Annotated in this window: 21 protein-coding genes; 1 reads left to right on the forward strand and 20 read right to left on the reverse strand. The window is 47.3% G+C overall.

What is annotated here, in order from left to right:
• Positions 1-5: 5 nt before the first annotated feature.
• The 14 genes from era to E8L90_RS12580 form a co-directional block, all read right to left on the reverse strand.
• Positions 6-923: a GTPase Era gene (gene era, locus E8L90_RS12515; RefSeq protein ID WP_137029679.1), complete on the reverse strand. Its 918-nt coding sequence runs from the start codon at positions 921-923 to the stop codon at positions 6-8.
• Positions 916-1,314 (reverse strand): cytidine deaminase, encoded by a 399-nt coding sequence (locus tag E8L90_RS12520; RefSeq protein ID WP_064202895.1) that lies wholly within the window; start codon positions 1,312-1,314, stop codon positions 916-918. Before E8L90_RS12520 ends, era begins: the two co-directional genes overlap by 8 nt.
• Before the next feature lie 117 nt (positions 1,315-1,431).
• The gene (locus tag E8L90_RS12525; RefSeq protein WP_137029680.1) at positions 1,432-1,803 is read right to left on the reverse strand and encodes a diacylglycerol kinase family protein; all 372 of its coding nucleotides are present in this window, start codon (positions 1,801-1,803) and stop codon (positions 1,432-1,434) included.
• A gap of 9 nt (positions 1,804-1,812) precedes the next feature.
• Complete coding sequence (gene ybeY, locus E8L90_RS12530) at positions 1,813-2,292, reverse strand: rRNA maturation RNase YbeY (RefSeq protein ID WP_137029681.1); 480 nt, start codon at positions 2,290-2,292, stop codon at positions 1,813-1,815.
• A gap of 33 nt (positions 2,293-2,325) precedes the next feature.
• Positions 2,326-3,297, reverse strand: a complete 972-nt coding sequence (locus tag E8L90_RS12535; protein WP_137029682.1) for a PhoH family protein — start codon at positions 3,295-3,297, stop codon at positions 2,326-2,328.
• Positions 3,298-3,353: 56 nt separating this feature from the next.
• Positions 3,354-4,538, reverse strand: a complete 1,185-nt coding sequence (yqfD, locus tag E8L90_RS12540; protein ID WP_137029683.1) for a sporulation protein YqfD — start codon at positions 4,536-4,538, stop codon at positions 3,354-3,356.
• A 28-nt stretch (positions 4,539-4,566) separates the two neighbouring features.
• Positions 4,567-4,863, reverse strand: a complete 297-nt coding sequence (gene yqfC / locus E8L90_RS12545; protein ID WP_137029684.1) for a sporulation protein YqfC — start codon at positions 4,861-4,863, stop codon at positions 4,567-4,569.
• 207 nt (positions 4,864-5,070) lie between these two features.
• A complete protein-coding gene (locus tag E8L90_RS12550; RefSeq protein WP_137029685.1) occupies positions 5,071-5,268 on the reverse strand; it encodes a sigma-70 family RNA polymerase sigma factor in 198 nt (65 codons plus the stop codon).
• A gap of 166 nt (positions 5,269-5,434) precedes the next feature.
• Positions 5,435-5,938 (reverse strand): hypothetical protein, encoded by a 504-nt coding sequence (locus E8L90_RS12555; protein ID WP_137029686.1) that lies wholly within the window; start codon positions 5,936-5,938, stop codon positions 5,435-5,437.
• 11 nt (positions 5,939-5,949) lie between these two features.
• On the reverse strand, positions 5,950-6,954 hold the full coding sequence (gene floA, locus E8L90_RS12560) for a flotillin-like protein FloA (protein WP_137029687.1): 1,005 nt from the start codon (positions 6,952-6,954) through the stop codon (positions 5,950-5,952).
• A 7-nt stretch (positions 6,955-6,961) separates the two neighbouring features.
• Complete coding sequence (locus tag E8L90_RS12565) at positions 6,962-8,305, reverse strand: NfeD family protein (RefSeq protein WP_137029688.1); 1,344 nt, start codon at positions 8,303-8,305, stop codon at positions 6,962-6,964.
• A 166-nt stretch (positions 8,306-8,471) separates the two neighbouring features.
• A complete protein-coding gene (locus tag E8L90_RS12570) occupies positions 8,472-8,918 on the reverse strand; it encodes a GatB/YqeY domain-containing protein (protein WP_007727628.1) in 447 nt (148 codons plus the stop codon).
• Positions 8,919-8,935: 17 nt separating this feature from the next.
• Positions 8,936-9,109 carry a 30S ribosomal protein S21 gene (gene rpsU / locus E8L90_RS12575; RefSeq protein ID WP_007727630.1) on the reverse strand — a complete coding sequence of 58 codons (174 nt, stop codon included), beginning with the start codon at positions 9,107-9,109 and terminating at the stop codon, positions 8,936-8,938.
• Between the two features lie 113 nt (positions 9,110-9,222).
• Positions 9,223-9,546, reverse strand: a complete 324-nt coding sequence (locus tag E8L90_RS12580; protein ID WP_137029689.1) for a histidine triad nucleotide-binding protein — start codon at positions 9,544-9,546, stop codon at positions 9,223-9,225.
• A 149-nt stretch (positions 9,547-9,695) separates the two neighbouring features.
• Between E8L90_RS12580 and E8L90_RS12585 the strand changes: the two genes are divergently transcribed.
• Complete coding sequence (locus tag E8L90_RS12585; RefSeq protein WP_137029690.1) at positions 9,696-11,078, forward strand: UDP-N-acetylmuramoyl-tripeptide--D-alanyl-D-alanine ligase; 1,383 nt, start codon at positions 9,696-9,698, stop codon at positions 11,076-11,078.
• 49 nt (positions 11,079-11,127) lie between these two features.
• Here E8L90_RS12585 and E8L90_RS12590 read toward each other — a convergent pair whose 3' ends face one another.
• From E8L90_RS12590 to E8L90_RS12615, 6 genes are all read right to left on the reverse strand, one after another.
• Positions 11,128-11,706: a histidine phosphatase family protein gene (locus tag E8L90_RS12590; protein ID WP_137029691.1), complete on the reverse strand. Its 579-nt coding sequence runs from the start codon at positions 11,704-11,706 to the stop codon at positions 11,128-11,130.
• Between the two features lie 40 nt (positions 11,707-11,746).
• The gene (locus E8L90_RS12595; protein WP_137029692.1) at positions 11,747-12,877 is read right to left on the reverse strand and encodes a TolB-like translocation protein; all 1,131 of its coding nucleotides are present in this window, start codon (positions 12,875-12,877) and stop codon (positions 11,747-11,749) included.
• A 112-nt stretch (positions 12,878-12,989) separates the two neighbouring features.
• A complete protein-coding gene (locus E8L90_RS12600) occupies positions 12,990-13,826 on the reverse strand; it encodes a sugar phosphate isomerase/epimerase family protein (RefSeq protein WP_137029693.1) in 837 nt (278 codons plus the stop codon).
• A 7-nt stretch (positions 13,827-13,833) separates the two neighbouring features.
• Positions 13,834-14,817 (reverse strand): DUF6005 family protein, encoded by a 984-nt coding sequence (locus E8L90_RS12605; RefSeq protein ID WP_137029694.1) that lies wholly within the window; start codon positions 14,815-14,817, stop codon positions 13,834-13,836.
• A gap of 33 nt (positions 14,818-14,850) precedes the next feature.
• Positions 14,851-15,117, reverse strand: a complete 267-nt coding sequence (gene asbD / locus E8L90_RS12610; protein ID WP_137029695.1) for a petrobactin biosynthesis protein AsbD — start codon at positions 15,115-15,117, stop codon at positions 14,851-14,853.
• Positions 15,114-16,358, reverse strand: a complete 1,245-nt coding sequence (locus E8L90_RS12615) for an AMP-binding protein (RefSeq protein ID WP_137029696.1) — start codon at positions 16,356-16,358, stop codon at positions 15,114-15,116. The genes asbD and E8L90_RS12615 overlap by 4 nt, the downstream gene beginning before the upstream one ends.

The raw sequence follows: 16,358 nt of genomic DNA on the forward strand, positions 1-16,358 counted from the left end.
GAATATTATTGCTCGTCGTAGAAACCGAAGTTACGCAGCATCCGCTCTTGGTTGCGCCAATCCTTTTTCACTTTGATCCAGAGCTCCAAAAATACTTGGTCCCCCATCAGTCGCTCGATATCCTTGCGCGCACGTTGACCGATTTCTTTGAGCATCTGACCTTTTTGCCCGATCAAAATACCGCGCTGGGAATCCCGCTCTACGTAAATAGCCGCGTATATGTAAAGCGTTTTACCATTTTCGCCTCGCTTCATCTCTTCAATCACAACAGCGATGGAGTGAGGTACTTCTTCTCTCGTCAAATGCAGAACTTTTTCCCTTATCAACTCGGCTGCAACAAAGCGTTCAGGATGATCCGTCACTTGATCCGCAGGATAATACATTGGGCCTTCTTCCATTTCACCCAAAATTGCCTCCTGCAATGATCCTGTGTTGTTTCCTGCTAGCGCAGAGATTGGAACGATCTGCTTGAAATCATACAATTTGCGGTAATCGTCAATAATCGGAAGTAGTGCTTCCGGGTGCACCTTGTCAATTTTGTTGATGACCAAAAATACTGGCGTTTTGACCTGCTTCAGACGCTCGATGATGTAGTCGTCCCCGGCTCCGCGTTTCTCTGTTGCGTCGACAACAAACAGAACAAGGTCTACTTCGTTCAATGTATTTTCGGCAACGGAAACCATGTAGTTTCCGAGTTTGGACTGCGGCTTATGAATACCAGGGGTATCCAAGAAAATGATTTGACCCTCTTCTGTCGTATGAACAGCCGTAATTTTGTTGCGTGTCGTTTGCGGCTTATTCGACATGATGGCGATTTTATGTCCTACAATATGATTCAACAGTGTTGATTTTCCAACATTTGGCCGTCCCACAATGGAAACAAAGCCCGATTTAAACGATTGCTTGGTCTTGCGATTATCCACGTAAATCCTCCTTGGTGAATGCGCCTGGAAGCAGGGCAGATACTGTCGTTTCCCAAATGTCGCCTTTGAGATTCGTCAAAAATACAGGCATGTCCGGCGGGCACAGCTCCGCGATGACTTGTCGGCAAGCCCCGCACGGTGATACAGCTTGCGGTGTATCGGCAGCGACGGCTAATGCCTTGTACGTCCGATCGCCTTCCGAATACGCTTTAAAAAGAGCCGTACGCTCTGCGCAGTTGCACAGCGAGTACGCTGCATTTTCAATATTACCTCCCAAATAAACCTTGCCACTCTCAGCTAAAAGCGCTGCTCCTACCTGAAACTTGGAGTACGGTACATAAGCGAGCTTTCTTGCTTCGATTGCTTGTGCTAATAATGATTGTTTATCCATACTCATCATTCCTCATATGATTGATCTTTACCATCATTTCACAACAGAATGTGTCCAATGGGACACGAAGAAACCAGACTGAAAGGTCAACGAGACGAGAATGACCCGTCCGGTAAATTATCCCCATACTTTTTGTAACAGTGGCTGTCCAAATACGAGGACTCCGATGATAAAAGACAGGATCGCCGCCACAAGCACAGCTCCTGCTCCCACATCTTTGGCAATCTTCGCCTTGGCGTGCCATTCCGGGGAAGCTAAATCAACGACTGCTTCGATCGAAGTATTTACCAGCTCTAGCGAGAAGACCAGACCGATAGAAAAAAGGACCAGCAAAACATCGCTGCGGGGTATCTGCAGCCAACACGCTACCGCCAGCACCAAAACGGCTGCGGCTACGTGGATTTGCATGTTTCGCTGTGTCCGTACGGTATAGGAAATTCCTTGCAGAGCGTAGGTGAAGCTACGAGTCAAACGTCGCCATTCCTTCAACGTAATCTCCTACCTCGTCAAGCCGATTTGTTTCAGCACCTTTTCTTGACGTGAAAACATTTCCTTCTCTTCTTCTGGCGTTCCATGATCATAGCCCAGAAGGTGCAGAAAACCATGAACCGTGAGAAACCCGAGTTCGCGCTCGAATGAATGGCCATAGTCTTCGGCCTGCTCATGTGCTTTTGGCAACGAGATAATGATATCTCCAAGCATATTCGGAAACTCGCTGGCCTCATCCTCATCAATGAAGATTTCCATTTCTCCTTCACCCGGCTCGTTCATCGCAAAGGACAGAACATCCGTAGGTCGATCAACACCACGATAATCGCGATTCAGCTCGTGGATGCGCTCGTTGTTCACCAGCGTGACCACTACTTCTCCTTGTACGTCTTCCAGCGCTGCCGCTGCTTCCAGGCAACGAACAAGCAGGTTTTGCAAATTCTCATCGATCGCATCGATTTCTTCATGAAGGATTTCTACAGATAACACAGGTAAACGATCTCCTTTTTGTGACGCCATTTATTAATAGCCGTGTTCTACTTCTTCCTTGGCATAGGCAGCGATGATTTTTTGTACCAGACTGTGACGAACGACGTCTCCCTCTTGGAAATGAATAAAGGCTACATCGGAAATCGGATTTAAGATGCGCTGTGCTTCGCGCAATCCGGATTTCTTGCCTTTTGGCAAATCCACCTGGGTCACATCACCCGTAATGACCATTTTGGAACCAAAGCCAAGCCTGGTCAAAAACATTTTCATTTGCTCAGGAGTCGTGTTCTGGGCTTCATCCAATATGACGAAGGAATCCTCGAGCGTACGACCACGCATGTACGCCAAAGGGGCAACCTCAATGAGTCCACGTTCCATCATTTTGGCGACTTGTTCATTGCCCAGCATGTCGTACAAGGCATCATAGAGCGGACGCAGGTAAGGGTCTACCTTTTCCTGCAAATCACCTGGCAAAAATCCAAGGCTCTCCCCCGCTTCTACGGCTGGTCTGGTAAGAACGATCCGTTTGACACGCCCATTTTTCAACGCATTTACTGCTGTGACAACAGCCAAATACGTTTTTCCGGTACCAGCTGGTCCAATTCCAAACACAATGTCATGCTTCTTGATCGCAGACAAGTAGTGTCGCTGGCCCAAAGTCTTTGCCCTGATTACTTTGCCACGTTGGGTACGAGCGACTTCTTCATCATACACATCGAGCAGTTGGGCAACTTCTCCCCGTTCAATCAACGACATCGCATAAGAGATGTCTCTCTCGGACAGGGCAATCCCTCTGCGAATCAACTGTAGCAGAATTTCAATCAACGCTGTCAGTTTGTCCACTTCCGGCTTATCCCCGCTAATAACCAGTTCGCCTTCTCGGGTCATAATTTTGGCGGAACTTCTTTGCTCGATCAGTGTTAGGTACGCGTCATGTGGTCCGAACAACAGCAAGGCCTCAGATGCGTCTGAAAACGGGATTCTTACCTCATCTTGTACGTGCAACAGGCTTCCATCTCCTTGCAACGGTAATCAGCAATGCGTCATTTGCTTGCCATCCCTCACTGCCCAACGAAAGGTTGTTCAATGGCAATATCTTCAATGACGGAAAAATGAATGCTTACGTAAACTTTACCATTCTCTGTTGTGACGTGCAAAACTTTTTCGTCCTGAATGAACGCATCTTTTCCAGCTTTTTTCAAGATATCCTCCCTGGCGAATTTTTCAGCCAGTTCCGTCGCTTCCTCTACACTCATTTCTGTTTGAACCGGTTCTGTTTGCGCGTACGTTACTGTCTTCCATCCAAGTGGTGACGCATATCCCGCATACGAGGGCAAAAACCGTTGTTCTGCCATTTCGGCTTGCGCAAAGGACTGTTTTTCAAATGGCCACACGTATACCGCATAGGGGCCTACGAGCAGGTATTGATGCTGCAGCTTTTCTCCCGTCAAACGGTGCACCGTTTGTTTTAGCGGGACCGATGTGTTACTCATATACCACACTTCCCCTTGTACCTTGCCTCGTGCTGATACGGCTTGTTGACGGGCGTCATTCCCAATGATCCCGGAAATGAGCACTTGGCCTTTTTCTACCAATTGATTGCTCACGACCTGACTGCGACCAACCTCTGGGAGAATTTTATGGACTACAGCCCTCTTTTTCGCTACAAGATGACGTGGACCTGTTGCAAGCGGCTTTACGGGAGCCTCTTTTTCAACCACTTGAAGCATGACCTTGGTCCCTTGAATCTCGATTCCAACCCAGGACGCTTCAGGCAGCAGACTCAACAGCTCTTTTTGCAAAACTAACGGTTCTTTTAGTTTGACCTTCCATGCCCCTTCTTTAATCCCCACTTGTTCGGCAGCTTGAATCACTCGTCGCGGATCAACCATTTTTGTCCCGCTTACTTCAACACTCCAAACAAAAGAGGAGAGCATGTACAATCCGATGAAAAAAAGAGCAACCCCAATTGCCAATCCAGAACGTCTGCGTAACCGCAGCAGCCAGAAAGGTAGCCCGTCTCTTCCCTCGACGTGACTACGACAGCCTGTCTCTTTTAAAAGCGGCCGCAAACGAAAATAATCCCGAATCAAAATATCGCAGCGAGTCACCTCTTCTCCTACCCTGCGAATATTCCAGATTCGAATTCCATCCCGTACGGCCATATTCAGCATCCGCTCAAACCGTTTACCCCGAACGGTAATGGTTACATGTCCATCCACCCACTCCTTGATTCCATACCGCATACGTGCCGCCCCCTCCCTCTAACAAAGATTACGAGCTCTGTGATCCCGTCTCCAAAAATTTCACGCCACCGATTCTGCCTTCTAACAAAACCTCCTCTGGCAAAATGGCTCGGATGACAAGCTGTTCACCTGAAACAATCAGTTGACCGTTCGTCAACAACAGGCGAAGTTCTTTTTCGCTAAAATGCAAAACTCCTCGATGATTCTCTATATACATTTGCAAATGACCGATCATCGTAATGCGCGGGACTTCCAGGACTACATCTTGCGGCAGATCCAACACCCCTCCGGCCAGCTGGCGCAGACGGCGGCTCCAACGCTTCATGGATTAGCCCCCCTTCTCGTTCTATATATTGGCGAATATGACAATCTCATCTGTTTGCAGGTATAAAACCATTCTTATCTATGCGTATGCGCGAGCATAAAGTGGCATTCATCAAAAACAGTCACAAAAAAAGAGCCCTCCTCGCTCGCGATTTAGCAAGCAGATGAGAACTCCCTCTTTGAAATTACTTTCCACAAAATCCATTGATTATTTGCTTTCTTTTGCAGTAGAAACCCGATCTTTTTCTTTTGTAAGCGCCTTCCACTTTTTCATGACTCGTTTTACTTTCTCAGCTGAACAGCCGCATGCGATCGCTGTTTCATATACTGATTTGTCTTCGAAGATGGCAAGCCGAATCACTTTTTGACGGAACCGCCCCATTTGTTCAAAAATTTGTTGATTCATCGCTTGACCTCTACCCCTTCTTCTATTTGGAAGAATTTTCTCTACATTCAGGATAGTCAACCGGGATACGAGAAACAAGACAAGTTATTCGAGATATTTCGACATGAACACCTTGCGTATCAAGAAAAACAGGCGAACCGAGGTTCACCTGTTTGACTAGCTGCTATTATACAATCTTTCTTTGCCGAACCTGCTGGGCGTACGGAGCTTTTGAGCGCGGCTCTCCAAAAATGAGCGCCCATTTCATCCCATCACGCGGATTGCCGTGTTTCGATGTGAGTGTTCTCGCTCGCTCCGAATCAGCGACCTTCTTCGTTTCCGATTCCTTCACTGTGATGGTTGGACCCGTCGAAGCACGAGCCATACTGGAAAATGCCCATTCCTGCTCAACTCCAACCCCTTCCATCGATTCTTGCTGAAGTGGCTCGTATTTGGAGGATGCTCTCACCGTCTCTCTGCCGTACTCCTCCGTTTCCAGAGGGAAATTCGACGTGCTGGCCGGGGTAAGCGGAGGCATTTTCTTGCCTTGAGACATCTTCTTCTTTCCAGCTTTGCCAAGAGCTTTATATCCTACGTAACCAAGGATGACAACCCAGAACTTGCCGATGAGCGGGATGATCCACTCGACTACGTCCAGTAAATTTGCGACGAGATCCATGAGATCTTCCATGGCAATCGCCCTTATTCTTTCTCGTCTGGCATAGCAGGATCTTGTTTGTCACCTGCATACCCGAAAGATTGACGCATTTGCGTATCAGCAGCAATGTTTTGCATGTTGTAATAATCCATTACACCCATTTTGCCGCTTTTTAATGCTTCAGACAACGCGAGTGGTACTTGCGCTTCGGCTTCTACTACTTTTGCCTTCATTTCTTGTACGCGCGCGATCATTTCCTGCTCTTGGGCTACTGCCATGGCACGACGCTCTTCCGCTTTCGCTTGGGCAATACGTTTATCTGCTTCTGCTTGGTCGGTTTGCAATTGTGCCCCGATGTTCTTCCCTACATCCACGTCCGCAATATCAATCGAGAGAATTTCAAAAGCGGTTCCGGCATCCAGGCCTTTGTTTAATACCGTTTTGGAGATCAGATCCGGATTTTCCAATACGTCCTTATGTCCTTTTGACGAACCAATTGTCGATACGATCCCCTCACCTACGCGGGCGATAATTGTTTCTTCACCAGCACCACCGACCAATCGATCGATGTTGGCACGAACCGTTACTTTTGCACGAGTGCGCAGCTCGATACCGTCCTTTGCCATTGCTGCTACCACAGGTGTTTCAATCACTTTCGGGTTAACGCTCATTTGTACCGCTTCCAATACATCACGACCAGCCAGATCAATTGCTGCTGCTCGTTCGAAGCCAAGTGGAATATCTGCGCGTTGTGCTGCTACGAGCGCATCTACTACACGGTCTACGTTACCGCCTGAGAGATAATGGCTCTCCAATTGGTTTGTATCCAGCTGCAAGCCCGCTTTACGTGCTTTAATCAACGGATTCACGATACGAGATGGTACGACGCGACGCAAGCGCATAGCGACGAGGGTAATAATCCCGATATTCACACCGGAAGCCAGTGCAGAAATCCAGAGCATAACTGGTACGAACGAGAAGAAAACTGAAAGTACGACGATGGCTACTGCCACCATAAAAATAAGGGGAATCAATCCGCCTTCAACCATGAAGTGCTCACTCCTTTTGTTCTAGTTCAGCAACGACGATACGCGTGCCTTCTACTTGTACCACGGTGATGGCGGTACCCGCTTCAATGAAACCACCAACCGATACGGCATCCACACGTTTTCCTTCCACCTTGACGACCCCTGCCGGGCGCAATGGTGTAAGGGCGATGCCTGACGCACCTTCCAGCTCACGCTGATCACGCGGAGCAACGTAGCCTTCTTCATTGCTTTGCGTGTCACCCAAGACAAACTTGTTGAATAAACCTTTGACCCCGTATTTCTTCACCAACAGGAACGTTACAATTGCCGTGATCAAAGCGGCCACACCCAGGGAGGCGAGCCCTTGCTTCGTGTCATAAGCTGCCATCACGAGACCTGTCACAATGCTCAGGAAGCCAATCGCACCGACAATACCGCCCGGAAGAAAAATTTCCAGAAGCATCAGTAAGATTCCGATGGCAAACAGTCCAATGTGCAACCAGTTGGCAAATCCCGCTACATAATGTCCGAAGAAATACAGACTGAACGCGACGAGCGAAATCGTCCCAGCAACACCAAAGCCAGGGGCAAACAGTTCTACAACAATCCCTCCCAATCCTATGACGAGCAAAAGACTCATCACAATGGGACTCGTCACCCATCTAGCTACCAGCTCGCCACCAGTTGGCTCAATGGCCTGAAGGGAATCTGGTTGAATGCCGAGCTTTTTGAGCAGTTCTTCCTTATTGGACACCACATCATCCGCATAACCCAACCGCTTCGCTTGTTGGGCATCGAGAGAAAGCACCGTGCCTTTTGGCTTTAATCCCGGGAATTCTGTATCGATTTCCACCATCGCGCGAGCAACGTCAGGATTGCGATTGTTCAGCTCAGCTGCCGCCTTCATTTTATTGCTCCAACCGGAAATGAACTTGATATCTGCTGCATTTCCTGCCAAGTCAATCGGTGCGGCTGCCCCCATGCTACTACCTGGAGTCATAATAATTTCATTTGCATTCAGGGCGATGTACGTTCCCGCTGAAAAAGCCTGGTTATCAACGTAGGCTATCACATGCATGGGAGCCTGACGGATTAACTGCCCAATCTGGTCGGCAGCGTTCACTTCTCCACCTGGCGTATTGATATGCAAGATAACAACGTCTGCCTGCTGATTCTGCGCGTCAGCAAATGCTCTTTCTAAAAAGCTCTCCAGCCCTCGCTCGATCGTGCTATCTACTGGAATCCAAACTGCTTTTTGATAGGTCTTGGCTGTTGTGGACGCGGGAGCAAGAAGCATCGTCATTCCCATGATCAGGCAAAGAAGTGAAAAAAGCAATCGCACGCGGCTTTTTACTAGCCTTGTTGCACTCATTGCATGTACCTCCTTCCTTCTATCAGCTTCAACGTGTGTGCAATAAGGTATACGAAAGAGGCTGGCAATCGTTTCATATTTCTTTCACATCGTGGAAAAAAAGAAAAAACCCAACCTTTACAGGTTGAGTTTTTCTGTTCGTATCTATATGAGGTGTTACTCGCGTCTACGATGGTAGTTCCTCAGATACAATCTTTTGCACGAGGTTTCCGTCTGCTCTGCCTTTCACTTTCGGCATGATCGCACCCATCACTTTGCCCATCTCCTTTTTGGAGGAGGCATTGGTAGCTGCGATACCTTCCCGAACGATATCACGAATTTCATCTTCGCTAAGCTGAGCGGGTAAGTAAGCGGAGAGCACGTCGATCTCTTCGCGCGTTTTCGAGGCAAGTTCCACGCGGCCTGCCTTCTCAAATTCGTGGAGGGATTCACGGCGTTGTTTTAACTCACGAGTCAAGATGGTCAGCACTTCGTCTTCAGACAAAAGTCTGCCCTTGTTAATCTCTTCGTTCTTTAGTGCGGCTTTCACCATGCGAATAACAGAGAGTTTTAGAGCAGCTCTGTCCTTCATTGCTTGCTTCATATCTTGATCGAGTCGCTCCATTACACTCATGATGAGCCCTCCGTCAATTAAAACTTGCGTTTGCGAGCTGCTTCGGATTTCTTCTTGCGCTTAATGCTAGGCTTCTCAAAGTGGCGACGTTTACGCAGTTCCGCCATCACCCCGGATTTTGCGCTTTCACGCTTGAAGCGGCGAAGTGCGCTATCCAAAGACTCGTTTTTCTTGACTCGAATTTCTGCCATTTGTCTTCCCTCCCTCCGCTAAAACCGTGGGACGCCTGAGTCGAACGTACGAACAGACTGTCACACTTCATTATAGGATAATTGACTAAAGAAGGTCAACCTTTAGTTCAATTTTATTCGTAAAAACCGGACAACAGGTGATAATGAATGTGGAAAACCTCTTGTCCACCCTCTTTGCCGCAGTTGTTAATCAGGCGAAAACCTGACAACTCCAGCTTTTTCGCCAAGAGTTGTGCTACATGGTGGATATGACCGATCAGAGGCAGGTCCTCGGCGCTTACATCCATGAGCGTGGGAATTGGCTTTCGCGGGATAATCAACAAGTGAACACGTGCTTTTGGGGCAATATCATGGATGACAATAACGTGCTCGTCCTCATACTCGATACGAGCAGGAATTTCACCGTCCATGATTTTGGTAAAAATACTTTTTTCCATAGGAGACTCCTTTCTTCCTTTGTATGTGGATCGTTATGTACGTAAGAATTGATCGTATCACATTCCCTCACTTTTGTCTTGCGGCGCTACCTCACGCATGGTAGCATGACTTCGAGGTTGAAACTGGATTACAAAAGGAGTTCGTGCAGATGAAACCAATTGCACTGGATCAGGCAGCAATCAACGCAGAAGGGATTCTGCTCACTGGTTCCCCAGGGCTTGCCTTGTCATCCGTTCACTTTGATACCCGCGAGCTGACTGCGGGATCTTTGTTTGTAGCGCTGACAGGTGGCGCACGGGATGGACATGATTTTTTGTTACAAGCAGCTGAGCAAGGAGCCGTAGCTGCTCTCGTTTCGAATCAGGAGAAGATTCCTGCGGACTTGCCAAATGATTTTGGGTTAATTCTCGTTAATGATACTCTCCGTGGCTTTCAAAAGCTGGCTGCCGCTTATCGGAAAAGCTTTTCGTTCCCTCGCATCGCCATTACCGGAAGTATCGGGAAAACAACCGTGAAAGACATCGTGGCACACGTACTTGCGAGCCGTTCGCCTGTATACAAGACATATAAAAACTTCAACAACCACATTGGTGTACCTTTGTCGTTATTGCAGATGGAAGAAAAACATCAAGCTGCTGTACTGGAGCTCGGGATGAACCACGCTGGGGAAATTGATCTGCTCGCTTCGCTGGTCCAGCCTGATATTAGCGTGATTACATTTATTGGAGAGTCTCATATTGAGTATTTTGGCACGCGTGAAAAAATCGCTCTCGCTAAGGCGGAACTGCTTCCTCATACCGCTCTTGACGGGCTCGTGCTGCTCAATAAGGATTCGGAGTATCTACGGTTGATAGCCCATCTGTATCCGGGTGAACTCATGTACTACTCTGTTAATGAGAAAGCGGATATTTGGGCAGAGCAAATCGAAACGGTTGAAGGTGGGACTCGTTTCAAAGTATACCTTGCCTCCGGAGAGCATTTCGAGGCATTCCTTCCGCTCCACGGCCGCCATAGTGTCCTGAATGCACTGCCTGCTGTCGCGATTGCCAAGAAGCTCGGAATGGATACGGAGCAAATCGCTTACGCCTTGTCCACGGTTCAGCTCTCCGCCATGCGGTTTGAGCAAATCAACGGGAAACACGGTACTGTGTATATTAGTGATGCGTACAATGCCAGCCCCGTCTCCATGGAGGCTGCCGTTCGGACATTTGCTGAGCTGTACCCTGAGCGCGCAAGAGTCGTCGTGTTAGGTGACATGTACGAGCTCGGACCAGATAGCAAGGCTATGCACGCGGGCGTTGGAGCCTCGATTCAAGACATTGCTGAGCGCTTCGAGCTGCTCGTGACAATCGGTGAGGATTCACGTCATCTCCATGACGCTTATTCGGGGAAAAAGCTGCACTTCGCGACCAAAGCAGAGGCAATGGCTGCTCTACTGCCGCTACGGGATGAAAAACATGCATTTTTGTTCAAGGCTTCCAAAGGTATGTCATTATGGACACTTATTACTGATCTGGAAGGTCACGAATAAACGAAAGAGAACAGCCGCCTCTCGTATGAAACGGGAGACGGCTTCTTTTTTAATGCTTGTCCTTGTCATTCCACAGTCGTTCTACCTGGATCAATTGATCTTCCTCAAAGCTTAGTTTATAAATATCGGGCATCGAGGTCTTTTTCCAAAAGGAGAAATCGTATGATGGATCGTAGAGATTCATGATGATCGTCATGATGTTTCCGTGGATGCCAATCGCGACTTTTTGGCCTCGATGGTGATCCAAAACTTCCTGCAAGGCAGCGAGTCCTCTTTCCCCCGCTACTGCATTCGATTCTCCCCCTGCGAAAGCGAACTCACGGTTTGCAAATGCATGCTCGACAGCCTGAACAAAATGCTCAAAGCACTCTACCCAAGCACCTAAATCGCGCTCGCGAAAATCCGGTTCCAGTTTGATTTCCCGATTCGCTTGCTTCGCAGCAGTTTCAATTGTCTGGACGGCTCTTGCATAAGGACTGGAGACAAACACGTCAATTTGTTCCGCTCGCAAGATTTCTGCTACACATTGCGCATCTTGCCAGCCCTTTTCAGACAATCCGCGCGTTTTCTCCTGATCCTGAATGTACAGCGATTCTGCGTGGCGGATCATGTACACATGTGTGATCATCCTTGCACCTCTTCTGTTTTGGCGGATTTCGATTGAGAAATCATCGCAGTTCTATGACATTGTTGGAAGGACCCAGCTTTTCAGGCGAAAAATCGCTATAGTGGATCGATGCGAGATCAGCTACATAATACGACTTCCCATCCTTTGCCCAGCCGATGATGCGCTGATTGTCACTTAAGTCGTAATAGCCAGGCATTCCCTTGTCAGGAGAACCGAATGGATAGCCGCATTTCGTGACTTCTTTGCATGATTGCATGTACATATACGAGTCTTGAGAATTGGAAGTACGAGCGTGCTGTTCTACTGCCATCTGATGCCCTGCTGGCGACCAAACAATCTTGTCCAGGTAGCTCTCAGTGAACACGGAATCCTTCAAATTGACCTTTTTCCCTGTCTGCAAATCCAGCATGTATTCCTCTGTATTGGTTCGCATATAACGGTACTTCATATCGTTGGAGTAAGAAGGGAATGTCGTCATGTTATGGTCATATTTCAGGCCAGTCGGTAAGTCTAACTCCTTGTATGCGATTTGCGTTTTGTAAAACAGCTTTTTCGAATTCGGCACCCAGTAATACCTTTCTTCTTCTGTTCCACTCGGCCATTCATACTGGTCATTCTTTTTCATTTTGAGTGTAGGCAGGTGCTGCAAGATCAGGTGACCGCTTACTTTGGAATTGGAAGAGAGCATGTCCATACGAGTGAACACCATGTACTGTTCATCCGGTGAAACGGAAAAATCAAGGACGGGATACTGAGCTGCTGCCGGGACGAGTACCGTTTTTTTCCCATCTGGAAGACTGAGCTTTACGATACCGCCGTTTTCACGAACGTAGAGTGCGTCTTGCTTCGGCGACCATTTGCCATAGCCGGATAGCTGCGTCATCTTTTTGGTTTGCATATCGTACAGGTACGGTATGGTTCGGTCTGTCTTCCCGTATCCGATCCGTTCCCCGTATACAAACCTGCCCGATGGCGACATACTCGCCCGGTGAATCAAGGACATGTTCGTCACGGTTTTTGTCACTTTTCCAGCTACCGGTACTTGATAGATGACGACCGGCTCTGGCTTACGAGGGTCTGCCTGCACAGGAGCAGAAGCATTGAGTTGTCCAGGGACAAGGATACCCAGCAAGGAAATCAGCAAGCATGAGAGCAATAGGTGTTTTTTCATCAAGGGTCCTCCCGAATAAGTACTCAATACGTAGACGCTCACTGGAAGCACTTGGTTTCCTTTTACACGAAAAAAGGATCGGAAGCACCCCTGCGCCTCCGACCTTTTTTACTTATGCACGAACCATCATGGCCTTCCGCAACCACTCTACCTCTTCAGCTAATACGCGTTGTGGACTCTGACCGAACCATTCAATAGATGCAAAATAATCCGTATCCGCAATCTTTTCTAAAATGGGCCCATAATCTACAGCACCCTCACCGAGCAGTACCATTCCCTCACGATCGCCGTTAGGGGCATATACATTGTGCGGAGCGAATACCGGCAAATGATTCGATGAAGAAATATTTTTCAAATGATAATGAGCTACCCACGGTCTCAATTGCTCGTACGCATCGATCGGATCAGCACCTGATTCCCAGACATGAAGAAAATCAAGATTCACTTTTAGTGCAGGATGATTGACTTCCTGCAACAAAGCAAGTGTAGAACTCATAGAATCTGTAAGCGTGTTCGGATGTGTTTCGACCAAGAGCTGAATCCCGTGCTCTTGACACATCTTACATAAGATTTGCAGATGATGCACATAGCGTGCCCGCTCTTCTTGCCTAACTTCCTTACTCGCCTTCTGTCCAGCGAACGTCCTGATTTGCTTTACATGTAGCCATTTCGCCAGTGAAATGAGTCTTTTTGCTTTTTCCAGTGTACGCTGAAATCCGGTAGAAGTAGCAATATCCAGATAATCGCTAAGCATGGAGATACTCATGCCTTGATCCCTGACCAACCTTACCTGCTCCTCCATCTCTAATCGATCATGATCGTACAGATGTTGGGCGTGGGTTCCCCATAATTCGATTCCATCAAAATGATGACGATGAGCAAACCGAACAATCTGTGCAAACGAAATCAACTGGTGGCGAAAAGTAATTGTGCACAATGAGAGTTTCATTTGACCTTTACCTCCACCCTTTTTCGTCTACAGTGACAAGACTTTTATCCATTTGGGTCCACAGGACAAACTGACGTTCCAACTCTTTTTTTACTTCAAGTTCAATCAGATCAATCTCTTCTAGCGCCTCGATAATCGGAGGTAACAACGCCATATTCTTGGTCATAGCCATTTTGACACACAAGTACTGTGCTGTCGTAAACCCTTGGTAGATGTCCTCCACTTTATAGGCAATACGCAAAAACTCATCACGATGGTATTGCAAGTAGTCTTGCAGATAGAGAAATGCATACTCGTAGCTGTATTTCCGGATCGCAATCACCTTCACCTGAGTCACTGCCGCAAGCAACATGTCCAAATTGTATCCATTGCGCCCTTCTGCCATGTCTGTAATCAATCGCTTCAACTCAGTGGTAAACGGATTATGATCACGTTTGAGTGCTGCATAGAAATAATCGTGGATCATGTCATAGGTTGGTTCCTTAATTTCACTCGCATCCACCATAAAGCCGCCACCAAACGGATTTTCTAAGAAGGCTTTGATCACCGTCTCCTTCTTCACATTGCCCTCCCAACGAAAATCCGGGTCAAACATAAACCACTCATCTTCGTTCTCTGTCTTTGAGATCATCAAAAAATGCGGGAATGGCTTCAACGCAAATTTATTATCTCGTTCTGGAACCAGCGACATGTCTATCTGAACAAGGACATACTGATCCTCGGTACGCTTCTCAATTAGCTCTAAGAACATGTCCAGATTGGAGGCTTTATCTTGGGAATGATCATACCATTCCGTTACTTTCGCTCGGAAAAGTCGTTCATATCCCTTGATAATCTCCTCATGATTATCAATGTAATACGTGACTACACCTTGATCCGTAATGGAGTACTCGGCATCCCATATACCAAAATAATAAGGACGGTAATCAATCTTTGTGCGGCGCTTAATCACTTCGCATAGGCATGAAATTATGCAATGAACTTTAACCATTCTGTATCCCCCCACTCGATGTTTGTATAGACGCTAATTCGATACATGCTGCGGTTCTAGCTGTTCGACAAAAGTAAGCAGTGATCCAACCGTTTGGAAGATTCGTGGATCTAATTCATGAGCAGGTACTACCAATTTCAAATCTTCCTCGATATAAACGATCAGTTGCAATAGCATAATCGAGTCAATATGCAGATCCTCATTCAATCGCATGGACTCCTCCAGCGCGAGGATATGCGATAAGTTTAATTTTTCAGTCATAATCGTATGGATTTGCTCGATTCTTTCATTTCGTGTCATTTACTGATCGTCTCCATTTCTACGAATCGACGGCTGATTTTTCCTGTGGCTGTCTTAGGAATGCTCGTCACACATTGGATTTCGAATGGGACTTTATAGCCTGGCAAACGATCTTGGCACCATTCCCTGATTTGTTCAGGAGTAGTTCCTCCCTCTGTAATCACCTGCGCCTTCACAATCTCTCCCATGACCGGATGACGTCCACGATACACGACTACTTCTTTTGTCCCACTCATTTTCAAAATGACGTCCTCGACCTCTAAAGGAAATACCTTTAAGCCTGAGACGTTTATTACATCATCCATCCTTGAGACAAATTGGATATGTCCTTCTCCTGTCCAGAAACCTAAATCCTGCGTCGCTATTTCGTTCTGTCCAATCCCTATCTTAATTTCATCAGGGTGTTCTTCATTTTCACCTGTTGTCATGGCCACATGGGAAAGGGGAACCCCCAGATCTGTATGTGTTCTCATCTGTTTACTCATACTGACGCACCCCGCCTCGGAGCATCCATATTGTTGCATCAAAATGTCACTCATGCCTTGTAGCTTTAGAAACAAACCTTCTGGCATGGGAGCGCCAGATGTCATTAACCGGTGAAAGCGTACCTGCTCTCGCGAAAAGCTGGATAGGATGTGATAAAAGACTGGGAGACCATAAACAATATGCTGGGGAGTATCTTGAATCACTTGTAAAGCAAACTTGGGATTTTTGTGCGTCACAATCGAAGGCTTACTTCCCCGTTCTAGTGCTGCTAAAACGCCGCATATCAATCCATAAGAATGTGTCACGGATGCCAGCACGATCGGGGTTAATACTTCCTCGCCTTGGAACAACTGGTTGTAGGCATGAATTTCTGTTTGGATATCCTCCCAGCTTCTCCCGATTAGCTTCGCGTCCCCCGTCGTACCAGAGCTATATTGGTAGAGCGATGGTTTTTCACTCTCGTGTTTATCCGTGATGGACAAGAAATGCTTCGTATCCTGATAAACAAGTCCAAAGCATCTTGCCTTTACTGCCATTTGATAGGCGGTTTCCTTCGGGGTTTCCCCATGAATTAATAGCACCGAGCCATTATGCTCACGTAAATATTGAACAAGACTAATCACGTCAAGTGGGTCAGCTATGCAGACGGCGTACCTCTTTCCTTCTGGCTGTCGAAAATGATCCATGCTTTCGAACCCTTGCTTATGTCTCTGCCATTCATGCACTGAAATCTCATTTTGATTCACAATGAACAT

Origin of the sequence: Brevibacillus antibioticus, assembly GCF_005217615.1 — a bacterium.
GTDB lineage: Bacteria > Bacillota > Bacilli > Brevibacillales > Brevibacillaceae > Brevibacillus > Brevibacillus antibioticus.